The organism is Litorivita sp. NS0012-18, assembly GCF_040371945.1.
Taxonomy (GTDB): Bacteria; Pseudomonadota; Alphaproteobacteria; order Rhodobacterales; family Rhodobacteraceae; genus Litorivita.
In genome coordinates this window covers 529,127-550,815 of sequence record NZ_BAABWS010000002.1, presented here as the reverse complement: position 1 = coordinate 550,815, position 21,689 = coordinate 529,127, and the positions used below count along the sequence as shown (strand labels likewise).

Sequence of the window (21,689 nt, the reverse complement as noted above, 5' to 3'; positions counted from 1 at the left end):
CAATTGCGCCCTATCGTGCCGCCCAAGCACCGATCCCCGCGTCAGAGGCCTGCCTGCTGCCAGTCCAAAAGTGAATAATTAACAAAATGTTAATGCCCGCGCGCGCCGGCACCAATTTCCCCAAGGTCAAAGACGCGGGGGGCGGCGGCAAGTCAGGATCGCCTGCCCCCGAAACCCGCCTGCCCGCTCGCGCGGTGCGCCCGCCGGAGAACCCGATTCGCTGCGGCTAAGGCTCAGTCTTGCGATGCCGCTTTGGCCGCCTCGATGGCGGGGCGGATTTGATCGGTGATGACCCTTTGGGTGATCGGTCCGGCAAAGCGCAGAACGATGCGCCCTTCGCCGTCGATCACATAGGTTTCGGGCACGCCGTAAACGCCCCATTCGAGCGCCATGCGCCCCGCGTCATCGGCGCCCACGGCCGCGTAGGGATTGCCCAGTTCGGCCAGAAATTCGAGGGCATTGCCTGGCTTGTCCTTATAGTTGACGCCGAAAATTTGCACCCCTTCGGCGGCCAGAGCCTCCAGATTGGGATGCTCCACACGGCAAGGCGCGCACCATGAGGCCCAGAAATTGACCAGATGCAGCCTGCCATCGCGCAGGTCCGCATCGGCAAAGGCGGGCAGATCGCCCAAGGGCACGGCGCTCACGGCGGGGGCCTGTTTGCCGATCAGGGCCGAGGGCAGCGCATCGGGGTCTTGGCGCTGCATCCCGACGTAGAACATCACGGCGAGGCCTGCAAAAATCAGCGGCGGGGCGGCCATCAGCGGCGAGAGTTTAGCCATTGCGCTTCACCCGCTCTTCGATCTGCGCCAATTGGCGGCGCGCGCGGCGGGCGCGGATCACGCTCATCGCGACCAAAGCCGCCAGCAAGGCGATGGACACCGCGTAAGAGGCCAGAACCTCGGTGGCATATTTTCCCAGATCAACCATCAGCCATCGAGCCTTTCACGCGCCATCAAAGCCCGCATCCGGCGGGCGCGAATTTCGGTTTGCGTGCGCAAGAACACCAGCGCCACAAAAAGCAAAACAAAGCCCGCGATGCACAAAAGCAGCGGGTAATAGAACACATCGGCGACATTCTCTTCCTTGTCGAGGCTGAGCGAGGCGCCTTGGTGCAACCCCTGGTTCCAGAAATTCACCGCATAGCGCGAGAGCAGCGCAAAGACCGAACCGACAAGGCACAAGATGCCGGTCAGATCGGCGGCGGTGTCGTCATCCTCGATCGCCGACCACAGCGCCATATAGCCAAGGTAGAACAAAAACAGGATCAAAAACGAGGTCAGCCGCGGGTCCCATTCCCACCATGTGCCCCACATCGGTTGACCCCAGATCGCCCCCGTGGCCAGCGCGATCACCGTCATCACCGCCCCCACCGGCGCGGCGGCTTTGGCGGCCAAGGCGCTGACGTGGTGGCGGCGGATGATCCAGACCAGCGAGGCCACCAGCATCATCATCCACGCGTTGATCGCCATCAAAGCGGCGGGCACATGCAGGTAGATGATCTTGACCGTCGATCCTTGTTTGTAATCATCGGGCGTGAAGAAAAACCCCCATACCAACCCGCCCACCAATGCGGCCAAGGCCAGCACCGACAGGGCGGGCAAAACACGGTCGGTGGTTTCGATGAATTTCTTCGGGTTCGCATAGGACCAGATCGATGCCATTCTTCCTCCTTGCCTGCGCCGCTCAGCGCAAGTTTACCCTCAATACCGCAGCCGAGGCAAAAGGCAAAAGCGCGATTGTGCCGCAGGTGATCCCCGCCAAAAGCACCAGCGGCGTGGCGTAATCCATGCCTGTCGCGCCGCGCCGCGCCGCCTCTGCGCCAAAGATCAGCGTCGGCACATAGAGCGGCAGCACCAACAGGCTCATCAGCAGGCCGCCGCGTTTGATCCCCACGGTGAGCGCCGCGCCAAAGGTGCCGATGACGCTGAGCGCGGGCGTGCCCAGCAACAGCGAGAGCAGCAGCGGGGCAAATCCTGCGGCGGGCAGGTTGAGCAGCACCGCCAAGAGCGGCGTGATCAAAACCAAAGGCAGCGCCGTGGTCAGCCAATGCGCCAAGGCCTTGAGCGAGACGATGGCCTCCATCGGCAAAGGCGCGGTGGCCAGCAGGTCCAGCGATCCATCCTCCCAATCCAGCGCGAAGAGCCGGTCGAGCGACAACAGGCACGCCAGTAGCGCCCCGATCCACAAGACACCTGGCGCGATGCGCGACAAAAGCGCGCTTTGCGGGCCGACGGCAAAGGGGATGAGCACCACCACAATGAGGAAAAACGCAAGCCCAAGGCCAAAGCCGCCCCCCGCGCGCACCGCAAGGCGCAGATCACGCATCAGCAGCGCCCTCACAAGAAGGCCTCGTCGAAATCATCCATGGCGGGGGCCTTGGCGCGGAAGGGCGCGACGTCGAGCACCCGCGCCTCGGCCAGCCCGAGGTCGATATGGGTCGCCATCAGCGCCATGCCGCCGCCCGCCAGATGGGCGCGCACCGCATTGGCAAAGAGCGCGACCGAGGCCGCATCAAGCGAGACCGTCGGCTCGTCCAATATCCAAAGCGCCCGCCCCGTCACCCTGAGCCGTGCAAGGCCAAGGCGGCGTTTTTGCCCCGCCGACAGCGTGCCGGCCAAGCGCTCCGCCAGCCCCTCAAGGTCGAAATCCGCCATGGCGGCGCCGACGCGGTCGCGGGCGGCGAAAATATCGGCCCAAAAGCGCAGGTTTTCCGTCACGCTCAGCGCCGCTTTGATCCCGTCGGAATGGCCCGCATAGGCCATGTCCTCGCGCTCCATGCTGATGCGCCCGCCAAGGGCGGGTTGCAATCCGGCGATGGTGCGCAAAAGCGTGGTCTTGCCGCAGCCATTGGGTCCGCGCAAAATCAGCGCCTCGCCGCGATCCAAGGTGAACCCCACCCCCTCAAGCACGGCCAGCCCGCCGCGCGCGACGGCGAGGTTCTCAACGCAAAGCTGGGTCGGTTGCATGTTCATGGCAGATGCTTAACCTATTGCAGCGACGCTGCAAACTGCGTCACACCGTCAACAGCGCCGCCGCCACGCGCCGCCCGTCATTGACGAGGACATTATAGGTGCGCGCGGCGGCGGGCGAATTCATCACCTCGGCGCCCAATCCGGCCGCTTCGAGACGCGCGCGCAGCGGCGCGGGGATATGGGCGATCTCGGCGCCGGTGCCGATGAACAGCACATCCACCTGCCCCGCCAGCGCCAGCAAAGCCGCCTCATCCTCCAGCCCGCCCCAAAGCCGCGCGCCGGTGGCTGTGACGATCACATGACCCATCAGCGCCTCGTTTTTGATGCGAAAGAACCCGGGGCCATAGCTGTCGATCGGCACGGCGTCCTTATAGGTGACTTCGGTGAGTTGCATGACCGCCCTCCTGCTTGTGCGCGCGTGGCTCAGGCGTCCACATCGCCGAACTGCGTGCCCGCCGCGCCGGTGTCTTGCTTGGACCAATCGCGCTTCACGCCGAGCCATTCCAGCACCGTCGAGGCCACAAAGACCGAGCTATAGGTGCCGACAAAGATGCCCCAGATCATCGCAAAGACAAAGCCGCGGATCACATCCCCGCCCAGCACAAACAGCGCGATCAGCGCCAATAGCGTGGTGACCGAGGTCATCATCGTGCGGCTGAGCGTTTCGTTGATCGACAGGTTGAGCACCTCGCGCAGGGGTTTGGTTTTGTATTTGCGCAGGTTCTCGCGCACGCGGTCAAACACCACCACCGTATCGTTGAGCGAATAGCCCACGATGGTCAAAAGCGCGGCAATGATCGCCAGATCAAAGCGGATTTGCAGCACCGCAAACACCCCGATGGTGAGCAAGACGTCATGCACCAGCGCCGCAACCGCCCCCACGGCGAATTGCCATTCAAAGCGCAGCCAGATGTAGAAGAGCACCGCCGCAATCGCCAAAACCACCGCCAAAAGCGCGGTCTGGATCAATTCGCCCGACACTTTCGGCCCGACCGATTCGACCGAGACGAATTTGATATCGGGCGCGGTCTCTTGCAATGCGCCTTCCACGGCGAGGATCATCTCTTGCGAGACGGATTCTTCGCCGTCTTGGGCCTGAATACGGACCATGGCGACGTTTTGATCGGCGTCGAAAGTCGGGTCAAAGACCTCGGTGATGGTCACATCGCCAAGGCCCAGCGTATCAATCGCCCCGCGATAGGCGGCGATATCGACCGGCGTCGCGCTTTGCGTGCGGATCGTGGTGCCGCCGCGGAAATCGATGCCGAAATTGAGCCCTTGGGTGGTGAAGCTGAAGGCCGAGACCAGAAGCAGCAAGACCGAGGCCCCGATGGTGATGCGCCAGCGGCGGAAGAAATCCCAATTGGTGGTCTCGGGCACCAGTTTGAGGCTGCGGCCGGTCAGCACCTGTTTGGGGCGCTTGCGCTCGAACCAATAGACCACAAACAGGCGGGTGACGAAGATGGCGGTAAAGACCGAGGTCATGATGCCAAGGCCCAGCGTGATGGCAAAGCCGCGCACAGGGCCGGAGCCGACCATATAGAGGATCAGCGCGGTGATGAAGGTGGTGATATTGGCGTCGACAATCGCCGAAAGCGCCTTTTCATAACCAAGCTCGATCGCGCGCGCCGCGCCTTTGGCGGTTTTCATTTCCTCGCGGATCCGCTCGAACACCAGAACATTGGCATCGACCGCCATGCCGATGGTCAAAACGATCCCCGCAATCCCAGGCAAGGTCAGCGTCGCGCCGATCATCGAGAGCAGGCCAAAGATCAGGGCAACGTTGGCCAAAAGCGCCAGATTGGCAAAGATGCCAAAGGTGCCATAGCTGAGCACCATGAACAGCAGCACGCCCGCAAAGGCCACGATACAGGCGATTTTGCCCGCCTCGATGCTATCGGCGCCCAATTCCGGCCCGATGGTGCGTTCTTCAAGGAAATCGAGCCCTGCAGGCAAGGCCCCCGCGCGCAAGAGCACGGCCAGTTTGGTGCTTTCCTCGACCGAGAAATTGCCGGTGATAATGCCCGACCCGCCCGCGATATGACTTTGGATCACGGGGGCGGAGATCACCTCGTTGTCGAGCACGATGGCAAAGGGGCTGCCGATGTTTTCGGCGGTGTAATTGCCGAATTTGCGCGCGCCGGTGGTGTCGAAACGGAAGTTCACCGCAGGGCGGCCATTCTCGTCAAAGCTGGGCTGCGCATCGACAAGGTCTTCGCCGCTGACGACAAAGGCTTTTTCGATGATGTAATAGGTGCCCGCGTCATCGACCGAGGGCAAAAGCACATTGCCGACACCGGCGCGGGTGTCGGGATCGGTGGTGCGGCTGACGACGGGATTGAAGGTCAGCTGCGCGGTGACGCCGATGATCTGTTTGAGCTCGGCCGCGCTGCCGATCCCGGGGACCTGAATCAAGATGCGGTCGCTGCCTTGGCGCTGGATCGTCGGCTCGCGGGTGCCGACCTCGTCGATGCGGCGGCGAATGATTTCAAGGCTTTGCTGCATGGTGCGCTCGTCGGTGGCGAGCTTTTCCGCCTCCGACAAGGTGACGACGATATCGGTGCCTTGCACCTCGACATCAATGTCCGAGGCCCCCGCGCCGGAAAGCGAGACAACAGGGCGGGCCAAGCCGCGCACCAATTCGGCGGCGCGCGCCGCGCCTTCGGCATTGCCGATGCGCACGCGCAGGGTATCGTCCGAGGCCGGTTGCAAACGGATGGTGCCGACGGTGGCCCGTTCGGCGCGCAAAACATCGCGGATTTCGGGCCACATGGCTTGCACGCGGGTGCCGTAAACATCGGTGAGCTTCACCTCGGCGAGCAAATGCGCCCCGCCGCGCAGATCGAGGCCAAGATTGACCAGACCGGAGGGCAGGAAGGAGGGCCAAAGCGCCGCATCCTCGGCCAGTTCGGCGTCGCTGAACTGCGGCTTGTCGGCGGCGCGATCGCCCGCGGCGCGCGCCTCGATGATGGCCACGGCGTCATTGTGCCGCTCCACGCGCGGGTAGAACCCGTTGGGCAGGGCCAAAAACAGCCCCAGCGCCACCAATCCCCAGATCGTGATGCGTTTCCACAGATCAATTTGCAGCATATCGCGGCCTTCCTCGTCTTACTGTTCTTGCAAAAGCGGCGGCGGCGCGGCGCCGATGTGCTTTCGTCCCTGCCCTTGCTGGCGCGGCCTTGACTTGACCCGTAGGTCGGATGTGGCGGCCAGCCCCCAAAGGGCGAAAAAGGGGCCGTAGCCCCCTTCCCTGATACTTGCCTTGCGGCCCTATGCGCCTGCGGCGGGTTCGGTTTTCGACAAAACCTGCGCGATGGTGCTTTGCACGGCGCGGACCTTGACGCCATCGGCCAATTCGATCTCGACCTCATTGTCGTCCTTGACCTTGGTGACCTTGCCGATCAATCCGCCTTGGGTGACGACCATATCACCGCGGCGCAGGGCGGCGACCATCGCCTGATGCTCCTTGAGCTTCTTTTGCTGCGGGCGGATCATCAGGAAATACATGATCGCAAAGATCAGGATCAGCGGAACAAATTGGGCCAGATTGCCACCTTGCATGGGGACGTCCTCTTTTTATGTTTGGCGCGGACACCCCCGCGCGGATTGTTGCGGAACCTATGTGCGGCGCGGCGTATTTGCAAGGCGTCACAGGCGGCAAATGCACGCTTTGCACGGCAAAAGCGCCGCCTCTTGGCGGGGCGGCGGCGCGGCGCGGCCTTTGCGGGCGGCGCGGGCGCGCGGATACGGTTCCGCCGCGCGGCAAAATCGGTCATAAGACGGGCCAAGTGATTCATTCCCAAGGATGCAACCCCATGCATGACATTCGCGCGATCCGTGACACCCCCGAGGCCTTTGACGCAGGGCTTGCCCGCCGTGGGGATGCGCCGATGTCGGCCCAGATTCTGGCCCTCGACGAGGCGCGCCGCGCCTTGATCCACGCCGCCGAAACGGCGCAGGCCGAGCAAAACAAAGCCTCCAAGGAAGTGGGCGCCGCCAAAGGGCGCGGCGATGAGGCCGAATTCGAGCGTCTGCGCGCCCTTGTCGGCGACAAAAAAGCCGAGATCGCCCGCCTCACCGACGAGGCCAAGGCCAAGGACGCCGCATTGACCGATATGCTGGCGCGTATTCCCAACCTGCCCGCCGCCGATGTGCCCGACGGCGCGGATGACGGCGATAACGTCGAGGTGGCCAAATGGGGCACGCCGCCAAGTTTTGATTTCGACGCCAAAGAGCATTTCGAACTGGCCTCGGTGGCGGCCTCGATGGATTTCGATCTGGGCGCGAAACTCTCGGGCGCGCGGTTTGTCGTGCTGCGCGGCGCGGTGGCGCGTCTCCACCGCGCTTTGGCGCAATTCATGATCGACACCCATGTCGATAAAAACGGCCTTGTCGAGCATAACACCCCCGTGTTGGTGCGCGACGAGGCGATGTATGGCACGGATAAATTGCCCAAATTCGGCGATGACAGCTATCAGACCACCAACGGGTGGTGGATGATCCCGACCTCCGAGGTCACGCTGACCTATTCGGTGGCGGGCGATATTTTGGACGAGGGGGCCCTGCCCCTGCGCATGACGGCGCATACTTTGTGTTTCCGCTCCGAGGCCGGATCGGCGGGGCGCGACACCTCGGGCATGCTGCGCCAGCACCAGTTCGAAAAGGTCGAGATGGTGTCGATCACCCATCCGGACGAGAGCGACGCCGAGCAAAAGCGCATGTTGCGCTGCGCCGAGGCGCTTTTGGAGGATCTCGGCGTGCCTTACCGCACCGTGCAGCTTTGCACCGGTGATATGGGGTTCGGGGCCAAACGCACCTATGACATCGAAGCCTGGCTGCCGGGGCAAAATGCCTACCGCGAGATCTCATCGGTCTCGACCACGGGCGATTTTCAGGCCCGCCGCATGAACGCGCGGTTCAAACCGGCGGGCGGCGGCAAGCCGGAGTTTGTCCACACGCTGAACGGATCGGGCCTTGCGGTCGGGCGCTGTCTCATCGCGATCTTGGAAAACGGCCAACAAGCCGATGGATCGGTCAAGCTGCCCGCGGTTTTGGCCCCCTATCTGGGCGGCAAAACCGTTTTGGGCGTGGATGGCGCGCTGGCGTGATCGCGGCGCGCGCGGCGCTGTGCCCGAGGCGGGCGCCGCTCTTCGCCGCGCCGTTATCCACAGAAGGCGCGGCTTGGGCCGCCGCATCGGCGCGCCCCCTTCGCGGGCGTATGGTGTTGTGCAAACATCGGCGGCGGCATGGAAATCCGGCGCAATCCCCTATATGGTATATTTGAAATCCATATTTGTGTTGAGATTTGTGTTAAGCAGGCCTTAACCAGTTTTCGCCATGCTCGATCAGCGCGCGGCGCATCGATCTGCGAGACGGCTCAGCACGCGTTCAACCGGCGCTGCAAGCGTCAGGAAGTCTTTGATGTCACATCGCTCTTGGAAAGCCTATCTGCTGCTCGTCGTGAGCTTGACCTTCGCCCTCTCGCCTCTGGTGACCAGCGGGTTCAACGGGTTCGAGCCCGATCAATTCCCCATTGCGCAAACCAATCCGCCCGCGCAGCCCGCCGGATATGCCTTTGCCATTTGGGGCGTGATCTATTTGGGGCTGATTGCCAGCGCGGGGTTTGGCCTGCTCAAGCGCCGCCATGATCCGTGGTGGGAGCAGACCCGCGCGCCGCTGATCGTGTCCTTGGCGGTCGGCAGCTTGTGGATCCCCGCCGCGCAGCAAGCGCCGCTGCTCGCCACGGTAATGATCTGGATTATGGCGCTCGGCGCGATTGTCGCGCTGTTGCGCGCGCCCGATGAAAGCCCTTGGGCCTTGGATGTGCCCTTGGGGCTTTATGCGGGTTGGCTGACGGCGGCGGCCAATCTGTCGGTGGCCTTGGTATTGGCAGGCTACGGGGTAGTGGGGCCGCAAGGCGCCGCGTTGATCAGCCTGTCGGCGACGGCCTTGATGACATTCTACGTATTGAAGCGCAAACCGATGAGCCGCGGATACGGGGCGGCGGTGGTTTGGGCCTTGATCGGGATCTGTGTCACCAATTCCGGCACGAGTTTGCAAAGCAGCAATGTCTGGGTGCTGGCGCTGTGCACCTTGGTGATCGGGGCGATCGCGGCGCAGCTGTCGAGCGCCTCCAAACCGCCCGCCCATGGCGCCGCTTGGGCGCAGCGGCGCGAATAGCGCCAAGGCTACGCCGCCCTTCAAGCAAAGGGGCGGCCGCTCAGCGCGCCGCCCCCTGAGGGTTTTGACCCTCTTGCATCCGGCGCGCATCTGCCGCGCACCGCCCAACGCCCGCGCTATTTCTCGGAGCGTCTGCTGCTTCCCATATGTTTGCGCAGCTTCGAGGGCGCGGCTTTTTTGCGGCCCTTGAAGGGGTTGGCATCGTTTTGCGAGCGCATATAGAGCCGGATCGGCGTGCCGGGCATATCGAAATCCGTGCGCAGCCCGTTGACCAGATAGCGCGTATAGCTCGCCGGCATTTTATCGGGATGCGAGCACATCACCACAAATCCGGGCGGGCGGGTTTTGGCTTGGGTCATATAGCGCAGCTTGATCCGTTTGCCCTGCGGCGCGGGGGGCGGATGCGCCTCGACCATGCCCGCCAGCCAGCGGTTGAGCTGCGCCGTGGTGATGCGGCGGTTCCACACCTCATAGGCGCGCTCGATCGCGCCGTGCAGCCGGTCGAGCCCCTTGCCGGTTTTGGCCGAAACGGTCACCAAAGGCGCGCCGCGCAGTTGCGGCAAGAGACGCTCGAAGCTTTCGCGCAGATCGCGCAGCTTGTTTTGCTTATCGCCTTCCAGATCCCATTTGTTCACCGCCACGATCACCGCACGGCCCTCGCGTTCGGCCAGATCGGCAATGCGCAAATCCTGCTGCTCGAAGGGGATCGCCGCATCGAGCAAAACGATCACGATCTCGGCGAATTTCACCGCCCGCAGCCCGTCGGAAACCGACAGTTTTTCCAGCTTATCCTGCACCTTGGCGCGTTTGCGCATACCGGCCGTGTCGAAGAGCTTGCACGGGATACCGTCCCAATCAAAGCGCAAGGAGATGGCATCGCGGGTGATGCCCGCCTCGGGTCCGGTGAGCAGACGGTCCTCGCCGATGATATGGTTGATCAGCGTGGATTTTCCCGCATTGGGGCGACCCACCACGGCGATCTGCAGCGGCTTTTTCTCGGTCGGCATCGGATAGGGCGGGATCTCTTCCGCGTCCCAATCCTCGTCCTCGAACTCTTCGGGCAGGTCGACATCGACCTCGGGCTCTTGCGCTTCGGCGCGCTCGGCAAAGGCGTCGTGCAGCGGCATCAACTCGACATAAAGATCATGCAGCCCCTCGCCATGTTCGGCCGAGAGGCGGATCGGCTCGCCCAGCCCGAGGCTATAGGCCTCGATCACTCCTGCATCGGCGGCGGCGCCTTCGGCCTTGTTGGCGGCCAAAATCACATGGGCCGAGCGTTTGCGCAAGATATCGGCAAAGACCAGATCGGAGGGCGTGATCCCCATGCGCGCGTCGATCATGAACAGGCACACATCGGCCATATCGACGGCGCGTTCCGTCAGGCGGCGCATGCGCCCTTGCAAGCTGTCGTCGGTCACCTCTTCGAGGCCCGCCGTGTCGATCACGGTAAAGCGCAGGTCGGCCAGTTTGGCCGCGCCCTCGCGCAAATCGCGCGTCACGCCCGGTTGGTCATCGACCAAGGCGAGGCGTTTGCCGACAAGGCGGTTGAAAAGCGTGGATTTGCCCACATTGGGGCGGCCCACGATGGCGAGAGTGAAACTCATGACTTGGCTCCGAGGAAGGTCAAGCGGGTCTCTTACATCTAATGCGGCGCGGCGCAAACCCCAAATTGGTTTTGGCGCGCGATGCGGCGCGCAGCGCGGTGTTGGAGCGCGGCGTGCAGGGGCGCGCAAGGGGCACAGGCACGGGCGCGCAGACCTGCGGCGCGGATCAGTCAAAGACGGCCCAAGCGGGATGCGCGGTCGAAGCCCCGTCCGCGCGGCGCGCGGGACAGGGGTCAAACGCGCGCAGCTATGCTGCGGCCCGCCGCGCGCGCCCTAGCGCAGCGCGAGAAGCTGGCCTTTGGTATTGACCACATAGGCGGTTCCGCCCGCAACGACCGGATCGGTGGTCGCACCGCCAGGCAGGTCGGTTTGCGCGACAAGATCGCCCGATTTGGGATCATAGCTGCGCAAAATCCCGTCCGAGGAGGCCACGAGCAAGCGGCCACCGGCCAGAACGGGGCCGTGATGGGCAAAAATCTCGCGCTGCCGCTTCGGGCGGCCTTTGGTGAAAAACGGCAGCTTGACGCTCCACACCCGCTCGCCCGTGGCGGCGGTCAGGCGGACCAATTCATTGCTGTCGTTGATGGCAAAGACATCGCCGCCCGCGACCCAAGGCGCGCTTTGGGCGCTTTGCTCGGCGGTCCACAAACGCTCGCCGCTGCCCAGATCAAGCGCGATGAGACGGCCCGAATTGGTGCCCACATAAACCGTATTGCCCGATATCACCGGATCGCCGGTGATGTCGGAGATTTCCGCGCGGGCGAAACCGGCGCGTTTGCCCGTGAGCAGCGCATCCCAACGGCGCAGCCCGCCTGCGGCAAAGGTCGCCTGCACCTCGCCCGAGCCAAAGGCGAAGAGCGCGAATTGGTCGGTCACGGCGGGGGCCGGAGCGCCCATGATATTGTTGATGTCGGGCGTCGCGTCGATTTGCCAACGCACACGGCCTGTGCGCCGCTCGATTGCCCAACCGGTCGAATCGCCCGCGACGAGATAGATCAGATCGCCTTTGACGGTGGGGGTGCCGCTGCCGGTGGCGTCGAGTTTTTGTTGCCAAAGCTGCGCGCCCGTGGCCGCGTCCAATGCGGTCAGGCGGCCAAAGCCCGAAGAGACGTAAAGCGTGCCATCCGCATAGGCCAGACCGCCGCCGGAGGCGTCTTTGCCGCTGTCATGTGCGGGGACAAGATCGGTGCTCCACAGCGGTACGCCAGCGGTTGATGTGGCGCTGACCAAGGCTTGGCTGTCGAGCGTATAGATGCGCCCGCCTGCGACGACGGGATCGGCGGTGATGCGGCCGCGGCGGCTGTCGCCTTGGCCGATATTGGCGCTCCATACCAATGCGGGGGTAGCCGACAAAGCGGCGTGATCGGTACGCGTTGCGGGGCTTCCGGGCCCTTGAGTCCAATCGCTGTTCTGGCGCATCGTGGGCAGGTTCACAGCGGCGACAGTGTTTTCGGGCAGGGCCACGTCGGTGTTTTCAACGCCGCCCAGAATGGCGCGCGGGTTCTCGCGCTTGCCTTGCAAGATGATCTCGCTCTCGTCGCAGCCGCTCAGAACGGTTGCGGCAAGCAGGCCGCCCATCAGCCCTGTGATCCACTTCTTTTGCATCGCTGCTCCTGACATCTATCGGGTCTGACTGCCCGTTTGTGCGCCGACCTTACCGCGATGCGCCGCGCGCGCCAAGTCCCCTCAAAGAACGGCGGCGCGGGGCTGCGGGGCGCATCGGCACGCGCGCCCCTTGGCCGTAGAGAGTGGCGGTAAGTGGCCGGTTAGTTCTCCAAGCGGGTATCGTCTGCGGTGCTGGCGCCAAGGCTGACCGGTGCGGCAGGCATCTCGCCGCCCAAGGCGATCACCAGCCCCGTCGCGCGGCGGCGCAGTCCGTTGCCGGTTTCGGCGTCTTGCAGCAAGTCCGAGAGCCGCGCCAAAGCGGCCTCGGTATCGCCCGCCTCGACATCCAAAAGCGCCAGCCGCTCTTCGGCCAGAAGACGCAGCGGCGCGCCCGCCACGGCCAGCGCCTCATATCCGGCGCGGCGCTCTTCGATGGAGAGCGTGGTATCTTGCACCGACAGGGCCTTGAAGGCTGCGATCTGGCGATAAATCTGCGGAACGTCCTGTTGCGCGGCCAAAGCCTTGAGCGCCTGCGCGGCCTGCTCGGGCTCGCCCGCCTTGTCGAGTTCGGACGCGCGCAGCATCGCAACCACCGCGCCGCTTTCGTCATTGTCGGGCGTGATCGCCTCCAACGCCGCCGCGCGCGCGGCGCTGTCGTCGCTTTGCAGCGCGGCAAAGATGCGATCGCCCAAGTCTTCCGCCGAGGCGCGGGCGCGGGCCTTGCTGATCTCGTTATAGGCGGCCCCGCCCACGATCAGCAAAACCGCCAGAACCGCGATCCAGCCATAGCGTTTCATCAAACCGAAAAGCCGGTCGCGGCGGACCTCTTCGGTCACTTCATCAATAAAGGAATCGGTATCGCTCACTGTGCTCGCCCCCCAAAGGTTTTGCCCCTCTTAACGCAGGGGGGTGCGCCTGCCAAGACCAAGGCCGCGCCCGACGTGTGCCGTGCGCGGCGTTGCGCCCCCGCACGCCCCCGCGCGCCGCAGGGCTTGGCAAGCGGGGCCAATCAATGTAAACACCGTAAACATTGCACCGCTTTGCCCCATTCTGCCCTTACTCTTGCGCGAGTTGTTTTGCACTATTTTGCAGCACGACGCCAAACACCGCCCCGCCCCAGCCGTGCCAAGATCGGCGCGCTTGCCCTGACCTACAGAAAGTCCTATTCTGAACCGAACAGTTTAGCACCCGCCGCCCGCTGGCCCCTGCGCCCGCGATCCCGATTCACCCGAGGCCACAGATGGCCGGTGCGCCAAGCGCACCAAGCCCGAAACGCAACCCAATTTCAAACCCCTTCCGATGCCGCGATCCGATGCGGCCTGACGATACCCGCAAATGCCCCGTCCGCCCAAGCTTTGGCCGTGCCAAGCTCCGTGGCGCATAGCGCGAGGCAGACGGGTTCAAAAGGACAGACCACCGATGCGCCCTATCCCGATCCTCACCGCCATTCTCGTGACGGCCTTTTTGTTCCTTGTGGTTCTCAAGCGCGACACGCTGATGGAATTCGCCGGTGTCACCCCAGCCGCCGCCGACACCGAGGCTGCCCAAGCAAAGACAGATGCCGCCCCCGAGAGCCGCGCGCCCACCGCCGCCTCGGGCAGCAAGGCCGTCGGCGTGATTGCGGTGCATTCCGCCGCCCAAGAGATCGGCAGCGCCGTGATTTTGCGCGGTCAGACCGAGGCCGCGCGCGAGGTAGAATTGCGCGCGCAGACCTCGGGCACGGTGATCTCCGAGCCATTGCCCAAGGGCACGGTGGTTGGCGAGGGGCAATTGCTGTGCGAATTGGATCCGGGCACGCGCGAAGCGGCGCTGTCGGAGGCCGAAGCCGCCGTGGCCTCGGCGCAGATCGAAATGACGCAGGCCGAGAAGCTGTCCAAAGACGGCTATGCCTCGCAAACCCGCCTCTCCAGCGCCCGCGCCGCGATGCAAAGCGCGCAGGCACGGCTCGCAGCGGCGGCCAAGGATATCGAGCGGCTTCAGATCGAGGCGCCTTTTGCGGGGCTGCTGGAGGCCAACACCGCCGAGCTTGGCACGCTTTTGCAAGCGGGCGGGCTTTGCGCCACGGTGATCCAGCTTGACCCGATCAAGCTGGTCGGCTTTGTGCCCGAAACCGAGGTCAACCGCGTGACGCTTGGCGCCATGGCGGGGGCGCGGCTCACCGACGGGCGCGAGGTCACCGGCACGGTGAGCTTCCTGTCGCGCTCTGCCGATCCGCAAACCCGCACCTTCCGCACCGAAATCGAGGTGCCCAATGCCGATATGTCGATCCGCGACGGGCAAACCACCGAGATATTGATCGCGGCGGCGGGGACCATGGCGCATCTGGTGCCGCAATCGGCGCTCACCTTGGCCGATAGCGGCGCCTTGGGCGTGCGCATCATCACCGAGGACAACACCGCCAAATTCGTGCCCACCCAGTTGCTGCGCGACACCGCCGAAGGCGTCTGGCTTTCCGGCCTGCCCGATCAGGCAGACGTGATCATCATCGGGCAAGAATATGTCACCGATGGTATCACCGTGCGCGCCAGCTTTGAGCCCGTCACATCGGGCAATGCTGCGGAGCTTCAACAATGATCGGGATCGTCGACTGGGCCGCACAGCGCGCCCGTATGGTCATCGCCTTTATCGCCCTGTCGATCCTCGTCGGGGCCTATGCCTATGCGACCTTGCCCAAAGAGGGCGAGCCGGACATCGAAATCCCCGCGCTGTTCGTCTCGGTCCCCTTCCCCGGTATTTCGGCGGCCGATTCCGAAACCGCGCTGGTCAAGGTGATGGAAACCGAACTGGCCGATCTGGACGGGCTGAAGAAAATGTCGGCCACGGCGGCAGAGAATTATGCCGGTGTGGCGCTGGAGTTCGAATTCGGCTGGGACAAGACCTCGATCATCGCCGATGTGCGCGATGCGATGTCCACCGCCGAGGCGCAATTCCCTGACGGTGTGGAAAAATACACGATCAACGAGATCAATTTCTCCGAGTTCCCGATCATCATCGTCAATATGACCGGCGCCGTGCCCGAACGCACGATGACCAAATACGCCAAGGACCTGCAAGACCGGCTTGAGGCGCTAGAGCCGGTGCTTGAGGCCGGTATCGCGGGCAGCCGCGACGAGATGGTCGAAGTGGTGATCGATCCTTTGCGGCTCGAATCCTATAACGTCACGGCGGCCGAATTGATCAGTGTCGTGCAAAACAACAACCAGTTGATCGCGCCAGGCGAGGTGGAAACCGCGCAGGGCACATTCGCGGTCAAGATCCCCTCTTCCTTTGACGAGCCGCGCGACATCTATGCGTTGCCGGTGAAAACCAATGGCGACCGCGTGGTGACCTTGGGCGATCTGGCGCAAATCCGGCTGACCTTCGAGGACCGTCTGGGCGCGGCGCGTTTCAACGGCGAGACGACCGTGGCGCTGCAGGTGGTCAAGCGCAAGGGGTTCAACCTTCTGGACACCACCGCATTGGTGCGCGCCACGATCGAGGAGGCGCGCGCCGAATGGCCCGCCGAATTGCGCACCGCCGTCGAAGTGGGCACCTCCAACGACCAAAGCCGCGTCGTCGGATCGATGGTCGAGCAATTGCAAGGCTCGGTGCTGACCGCCATTGCCTTGGTGATGATCGTGGTTCTGGCCTCCTTGGGCATGCGCCCCGCGCTTTTGGTCGGCTTTGCCATCCCGACCTCGTTCCTGTTGTGCTTTGCGCTTTTGGCGATGATGGGGATCACGATTTCCAACATTGTGATGTTCGGCCTGATCCTCGCGGTGGGGATGCTGGTCGATGGCGCGATTGTGGTGGTGGAATATGCCGACAAACGCATCGATGAAGGCTCCGGCCCGATGCATGCCTATGTCGAGGCGGCGCAGCGGATGTTCTGGCCGGTGGTCAGCTCCACCGCAACCACGCTTTGCGCGTTTTTGCCGATGCTCTTCTGGCCCGGGGTGCCGGGGCAATTCATGGGAATGTTGCCGGTCACCTTGATTTTCGTGCTCTCGGCCTCGCTTGTTGTGGCCTTGGTCTACCTGCCGGTTCTGGGCGGGGTCACGGGGCGGATGAGCCGCCTGTTCGGCAATGTCGCCGATAATTTGCGCGCCGCCGCGCCGTGGTGGCTTTGCGCAGCCTTGGTGCCGCCGTCGCTCTACCTGATCTTCATCGGGTTGATGCAATTGCTCAATCCGGCCTATTTGTTCGGCCCTGTCGGCACGGGGATTATCGCGCTTTTGCCTGGTGCGGTATTGACCATGCTGGGCACCACGGCCTCGTCGATCACGCTGAGCGCGGCGCGTATCGAGCGCAAGGCGAAACGCGTGCGCGGAGGCCGCCGCCGCACGCCCTTTGGCGTGTTCATCAAACTCATCGCGGGCAATCCGGTCATGCCCTTGGTCACCATCGCAGCGGTGATTTTTTTCGTGATGTCCGTGATGACCTATTTCGGCGCCAACAACAAAGGCGTCGAGTTTTTCGTCGAAAGCGAGCCGGAGCAAGCCATCGTCTATGTGCGCGCCCGCGGCAACCTGTCGCTTGAACAAAAGGACGCGCTGGTGCGCCGCGCCGAAGAGGTGGTTCTCGCCCATCCTGGCGTGCTCAATGCCTTTGCCTTTGCGGGCGACGGCGGGCTCAACAACAACACCGGCGGGGCGCAGCCGCCCGTCGATACCATCGGTCAGGTGCAGCTTGAAACCATCCCGTGGGAAGACCGCGCGGGCGTTGCCGAGCTTGACGGTGATGTGGTGATCGCCGAATTGACCGAACGCTTGGAACAATTGCCTGGCACCAAGATCGAAATTCTGGCGCAGGCGCGCGGTCCGGCCTCGGCCAAACCGGTGCATCTTCGGATCAAGGGCGACGATATGGACGCGCTTTTGGCCGCCACGGCCAAGGCCCGCGAACAGTTCGAGCAAACCGCCGGCCTGACCCTCGTTGAGGATACGCTGCCCCTGCCCGGCATTGATTGGCAAATCAACGTCGATGTCGAAAAGGCCGGACGCTACGGCGCCGATGTGGTCACCGTGGGCGCGATGGTGCAATTGGTCACGCGCGGCATTTTGCTCGATACGATGCGGGTGGACAGCTCGGACGAAGAAATCGAGATTCGCGTGCGCCTGCCGCAACAGGACCGCGTTCTATCGACCCTCGACACGCTCAAGGTACGCACCTCCGGCGGGCTGGTGCCCTTGTCGAATTTCATCACCCGCGAGCCGGTTGCCAAATTGGCCAAGATCAACCGCGTCGATCAAACCCGCTATTTCGACGTCAAGGCGGGCGTGGCCTCCGGTTTGGTCAAGCTGGTGGACAGCGCCGAGACGCCAAAAATGCTCGCCGTGGCGCGCAGCTATGAGACCGAGGCCGAAGCGCCCGCGGGGCATGATCTGGTGCAGATCGGCGGCGAAGGGCCCTATTTCGACCCGATCAGCTTTGCCGAAGGCAGCGATCTTGGCAGCCTCTCGCGCTTGGCGCAGGCGGGCGACGTGAGCGCCGTTCCGGTGACCCCGAACGAGCGGATCGAAACCCTCACCACATGGCTGCAAAGCGCCGATCTTGGCGATGGCATCTCTTATGAATGGACCGGCGATCAAGAAGACCAAGCCGAATCCGGTGCCTTCTTGATGAAGGCTTTTGCGGGGGCCTTGGGGTTGATGTTCATCATCCTGCTGGCACAGTTCAATTCGGTCTATAACTCGGTTCTGGTGCTTTTGGCGGTGGTGTTGTCCACGGCGGGGGTGCTGATCGGGATGCTGGTGATGGATCAAAGTTTTTCGATCATCATGACCGGCACGGGGATCGTCGCCTTGGCGGGGATTGTGGTGAACAACAACATCGTTTTGATCGACACCTACCAAGAATACAGCGCCTATATGCCCCGTATCGAGGCCGTGGTGCGCACCGCAGAGGACCGTATCCGCCCTGTTTTGCTGACCACCATCACCACGATGGCGGGGCTTGCGCCGATGATGTTCGGCCTGTCGCTCGATTTCAGCCAAGGCGGCTATAGCATCGACAGCCCCACCGCGCTTTGGTGGAAACAACTGGCCACGGCGGTGGTCTTCGGCCTCGGGATTGCGACGGTTCTGACCTTGGTGTTCACGCCTGCGATGCTGTCGCTGCGCATCTGGGCGGTGACCTATGTGGGATGGATCGCGCGGGCGCTCAAGGCGCTCTCCTTGGGCCGCGCCAGCAAGGCGGCGCAGGACCTCGCCCTGTCGCGCGCGGCGCGGCGCGTCAAGGCGCCCGAGCTGATCTGGGAAATCGAAGCGGCAGCGGGCGGGCCGGTGACGCCTGCGGCAAAGCCCGCTGCCAAACCCGCCTCGCGCGTCAAAGCCGCCGAATAACGCAAGCCGTTGGGCCCGCATGCCCCTCGCCCGCCCGCGCGCTCGCGAGCGGGTTTTTTGCGCATAAAGGCGCCTGCGGCCAAGCATACTTGACTTTGGCGCCATGCTGCGCAAGCATCATGCCATCGGACAACCGATTTATTTTAAAGACCTCGCCGCGATATTTCAGTCGGCCACTTACCAATATTCAAGACTGCGGGGCGGGTTACGTCCGGTTTTTGCACATCTATTTTCAGGAGTTTACTCATGACCATTAAGTCAATTTTTCTAGCGGCGACAATCACCTGCGCGGCCAGCGCCAGCCATGCGGCCAGCGTATCGGCAACCCTCACCAATGAAGGCGCAGCCCCAGGGGCGAGCGGCACAACGATGTTTCGCGCCGATCTCACCGGCCTTGGCCTGAGCGAGATTGCCGCCATCACGGTCACCGATTCCAACAGCGGCGTCGGCGGCTCTCCGGGGGCCTATTCCGGCTTTGATCTCGATGCGATCTTCCTTGATGTGGACGGCGATGCGACCACGGTGGGCGACCAATATTACGCCAGCGGCTTTACCTTCTCGGCGGGCACATTGCGCGCGGGCGGCTTGGCCTCCAACACCACCGGCCCGACCAACGGGTCGGCCTCGGCCAATAGCGTCGACGAAGCCTTTGCCACGCTCGACACCTTTGATGCGATCTTCTTTGGCGCCGGTTCGCTGACCTTGGGCGACGGGGGCGAATTGACCGCGCTCTTCGATCCCGAAATTCTGGTCGGGCCTTCGCTCTATCTGTTTGTCGGCGAGGTCGGGCTTGGCTCGGGCGAAAGCCTCGCGGCCTCGATCACCGTGGCCGATGTGGCCCCTGCGGTGCCGCTGCCCGCGCCGGCTTTGATGCTTTTGTCGGGGCTTGGGGCCATGGCCTTCGGCAAGCGGCGCAAAGCCAAAGCCAAAGCGGCCTGACGCGCGCAAAGACACCAAAGGCGGGCCCCATAAGCGGGCCTGCCTTATTGCGCGTGCATATGCTGCGCCGCAAAGCGCCTAGGCCGCCTCCTCATTGGCTTGGCGTTGCCACAGCTGCCAATAGCGGCCCTGACGCGCCAAAAGCTCGGCATGTGTGCCTTGTTCGGCGATCTCTCCGGCCTCCAGCACGACAATCTCATCGGCCTCGGCAATGGTCGACAGGCGGTGCGCGATGGTGATCACCGTGCGCCCCTGCCCCGCGCGCGCCAAGGCGCTTTGGATTTCGGTCTCGGTTTGCGTATCCAGCGCCGAGGTCGCCTCGTCCAAAAGCAAGATCGCAGGGTCTTTGAGCAAGGTGCGGGCAATGCCGACGCGCTGTTTCTCGCCGCCCGACAGCTTGAGCCCGCGCTCGCCCACTTGGGTGTCATAGCCTTCGGGCAGGGACATCACGAAATCATGGATTTGCGCATCGCGGGCGGCGGCGACGATCTCGTCTTGTGTCGCGCCATCGCGGCCATAGGCGATGTTATAGCGGATCGTATCGTTGAACAGCACCGTATCTTGCGGCACCACGCCGATGGCGGCGTGCAGGCTGTCTTGGGTCACATCGCGGATGTCTTGCCCGTCGATGCGAATGGCCCCGCCGGTGACGTCATAAAAGCGAAAGAGCAGCCGCCCGATGGTGGATTTTCCGCCTCCCGACGGCCCGACCAAGGCCAAGGTCTTGCCCGCTGGCACCGTGAGGGACACGCCTTTGAGGATCGGGCGCTCGGGGTCATAGGCAAAGCGCACATCCTCCAAGCTCACCGCGGCCCCGCCCACCTTGAGCGCACCTGCGCCGTCGCGGTCGGTGACTTCGGAAGGCTGGTCAAGCAGCAAGAACATATCGCCCATATCGACCAAGGCCTGCCGGATTTCGCGGTATACGGTGCCAAGGAAGTTCAGCGGCATGGTGATCTGGATCATATAGGCGTTGACCATCACAAAATCGCCGACCGTGAGCGTGCCCGCCTGCACCCCCATCGCCGCCATGACCATCACCGTGACCAACCCCGCCGTGATCAGCAGCGCCTGACCGAAATTCAAAAACGCCAAGGACAAAGAGGTGCGCACCGCCGCCTCGGCATAGCGCTCCATCGCCCTGTCATAGCGCGCCGCCTCGCGCGCCTCGGCGCCGAAATATTTCACCGTCTCGAAATTGAGCAAGCTGTCGATCGCCTTTTGGTTGGCGTCGGTGTCTTGGTCGTTCATTTCCTTGCGCAGTGCCACGCGCCATTCGGTGACCTTGAAGGTAAAGGCAACATAGGCGGCAATCACCCCCACGACGACCACCAGATACCAGATGTCGAAAACCACCGCCAAAACCGCGGCCACCATCACCAGCTCCAAAATCAGCGGCCCGATGGAGAAGAGCAAGAACCGCAACAGGAATTCGACGCCCTTGACCCCGCGCTCCATGATGCGGCTCAAACCGCCGGTCTTGCGGCTGATGTGATAGCGCATCGACAGGCGGTGGATATGGGTGAAGGTTTCAAGCGCCAGCATCCGCAAGGCCCGTTGCCCGACCCGCGCGAAAATCGCATCGCGCAATTGTTGGAACCCGTTGCCCATGAGCCGCGCCATGCCATAGGCCACCGTGAGCCCGACTGCGCCAAAGCCCAAAAGCATGCCCGCATCGGCGCTCTCGCCGCTCAAATGATCAACCGCGGATTTATAGAAAAACGGCGTGGCGACGATGATCAATTTGGCAATCACCAACATCGCCATGGCCAGCACCACGCGCTGTTTGACCCAAGGGGCCTCATCGGGCCACAGATAGGGCATGACCCGCCGCACCGTGCGCATGGCGTTTTTGGGGGCCTCGGTGGTGGTCAATGTGGCGTGGCGTCTGCGCATCTGGGATCTTTCGCAACTGGCGGGCTAGAGGGCTGTGCGGGTTGACCTGCGCCCATAAGGCGCGGGGTCCCGCTCACAGATAAGCCCCAAGGCGCGCAAAGGCCAGAGCCGCCCCGTGATTAGCACAGCTTCGCGTCGCCGCGCCTCCCGCGCGGCCCTTTTCGCGC

General features: G+C 63.5%; 17 protein-coding genes. 5 read left to right on the top strand and 12 right to left on the bottom strand.

Annotation, left to right across the window (positions count from 1 at the left end):
- Positions 1-233: 233 nt before the first annotated feature.
- The 8 genes from ABWV64_RS12275 to yajC form a co-directional block, all read right to left on the bottom strand.
- Entirely contained in the window at positions 234-782 is a 549-nt protein-coding gene (locus ABWV64_RS12275) for a DsbE family thiol:disulfide interchange protein (RefSeq protein WP_353345609.1), read from the bottom strand.
- Positions 775-930, bottom strand: coding sequence for a heme exporter protein CcmD (ccmD, locus tag ABWV64_RS12270; protein ID WP_353345607.1), 156 nt, complete (start codon positions 928-930; stop codon positions 775-777). Before ccmD ends, ABWV64_RS12275 begins: the two co-directional genes overlap by 8 nt.
- A complete protein-coding gene (locus ABWV64_RS12265) occupies positions 930-1,664 on the bottom strand; it encodes a heme ABC transporter permease (protein ID WP_353345605.1) in 735 nt (244 codons plus the stop codon). The genes ccmD and ABWV64_RS12265 overlap by 1 nt, the downstream gene beginning before the upstream one ends.
- A gap of 22 nt (positions 1,665-1,686) precedes the next feature.
- Positions 1,687-2,343 (bottom strand): heme exporter protein CcmB, encoded by a 657-nt coding sequence (ccmB, locus tag ABWV64_RS12260; RefSeq protein ID WP_353345603.1) that lies wholly within the window; start codon positions 2,341-2,343, stop codon positions 1,687-1,689.
- A complete protein-coding gene (gene ccmA / locus ABWV64_RS12255) occupies positions 2,340-2,975 on the bottom strand; it encodes a heme ABC exporter ATP-binding protein CcmA (RefSeq protein WP_353345601.1) in 636 nt (211 codons plus the stop codon). Before ccmA ends, ccmB begins: the two co-directional genes overlap by 4 nt.
- A 40-nt stretch (positions 2,976-3,015) precedes the next feature.
- Positions 3,016-3,369 carry an Mth938-like domain-containing protein gene (locus tag ABWV64_RS12250; protein ID WP_353345599.1) on the bottom strand — a complete coding sequence of 118 codons (354 nt, stop codon included), beginning with the start codon at positions 3,367-3,369 and terminating at the stop codon, positions 3,016-3,018.
- A gap of 29 nt (positions 3,370-3,398) precedes the next feature.
- A complete protein-coding gene (gene secD / locus ABWV64_RS12245; protein ID WP_353345597.1) occupies positions 3,399-6,065 on the bottom strand; it encodes a protein translocase subunit SecD in 2,667 nt (888 codons plus the stop codon).
- A gap of 180 nt (positions 6,066-6,245) precedes the next feature.
- Positions 6,246-6,536, bottom strand: a complete 291-nt coding sequence (yajC, locus tag ABWV64_RS12240; protein ID WP_353345595.1) for a preprotein translocase subunit YajC — start codon at positions 6,534-6,536, stop codon at positions 6,246-6,248.
- 254 nt (positions 6,537-6,790) lie between these two features.
- On the opposite strand from yajC, the gene serS reads away from it, so the two are divergent.
- Together serS and ABWV64_RS12230 are read left to right on the top strand one after the other, a co-directional pair.
- Complete coding sequence (serS, locus tag ABWV64_RS12235) at positions 6,791-8,083, top strand: serine--tRNA ligase (RefSeq protein ID WP_353345593.1); 1,293 nt, start codon at positions 6,791-6,793, stop codon at positions 8,081-8,083.
- 313 nt (positions 8,084-8,396) lie between these two features.
- Positions 8,397-9,155: a TspO-related membrane protein gene (locus ABWV64_RS12230; RefSeq protein WP_353345591.1), complete on the top strand. Its 759-nt coding sequence runs from the start codon at positions 8,397-8,399 to the stop codon at positions 9,153-9,155.
- A gap of 116 nt (positions 9,156-9,271) precedes the next feature.
- On the opposite strand, the gene der is transcribed toward ABWV64_RS12230, so the two are convergent.
- From der to ABWV64_RS12215, 3 genes are all read right to left on the bottom strand, one after another.
- The gene (der, locus tag ABWV64_RS12225) at positions 9,272-10,759 is read right to left on the bottom strand and encodes a ribosome biogenesis GTPase Der (RefSeq protein ID WP_353345589.1); all 1,488 of its coding nucleotides are present in this window, start codon (positions 10,757-10,759) and stop codon (positions 9,272-9,274) included.
- A gap of 273 nt (positions 10,760-11,032) precedes the next feature.
- A complete protein-coding gene (locus tag ABWV64_RS12220) occupies positions 11,033-12,364 on the bottom strand; it encodes a PQQ-binding-like beta-propeller repeat protein (protein ID WP_353345587.1) in 1,332 nt (443 codons plus the stop codon).
- A gap of 161 nt (positions 12,365-12,525) precedes the next feature.
- The gene (locus ABWV64_RS12215) at positions 12,526-13,230 is read right to left on the bottom strand and encodes a tetratricopeptide repeat protein (RefSeq protein WP_353345585.1); all 705 of its coding nucleotides are present in this window, start codon (positions 13,228-13,230) and stop codon (positions 12,526-12,528) included.
- A 553-nt stretch (positions 13,231-13,783) separates the two neighbouring features.
- On the opposite strand from ABWV64_RS12215, the gene ABWV64_RS12210 reads away from it, so the two are divergent.
- The 3 genes from ABWV64_RS12210 to ABWV64_RS12200 all read left to right on the top strand — a co-directional run bounded on the left by ABWV64_RS12210 (position 13,784) and on the right by ABWV64_RS12200 (position 19,626).
- Complete coding sequence (locus ABWV64_RS12210) at positions 13,784-14,938, top strand: efflux RND transporter periplasmic adaptor subunit (protein ID WP_353345583.1); 1,155 nt, start codon at positions 13,784-13,786, stop codon at positions 14,936-14,938.
- Complete coding sequence (locus tag ABWV64_RS12205) at positions 14,935-18,687, top strand: efflux RND transporter permease subunit (protein ID WP_353345582.1); 3,753 nt, start codon at positions 14,935-14,937, stop codon at positions 18,685-18,687. The genes ABWV64_RS12210 and ABWV64_RS12205 overlap by 4 nt, the downstream gene beginning before the upstream one ends.
- Before the next feature lie 246 nt (positions 18,688-18,933).
- Positions 18,934-19,626 (top strand): hypothetical protein, encoded by a 693-nt coding sequence (locus tag ABWV64_RS12200; RefSeq protein ID WP_353345580.1) that lies wholly within the window; start codon positions 18,934-18,936, stop codon positions 19,624-19,626.
- A 78-nt stretch (positions 19,627-19,704) separates the two neighbouring features.
- Here the strand turns inward: ABWV64_RS12200 and ABWV64_RS12195 are convergent, their stop codons facing one another.
- Positions 19,705-21,522 (bottom strand): ABCB family ABC transporter ATP-binding protein/permease, encoded by a 1,818-nt coding sequence (locus tag ABWV64_RS12195; RefSeq protein ID WP_353345578.1) that lies wholly within the window; start codon positions 21,520-21,522, stop codon positions 19,705-19,707.
- Positions 21,523-21,689: the final 167 nt, after the last annotated feature.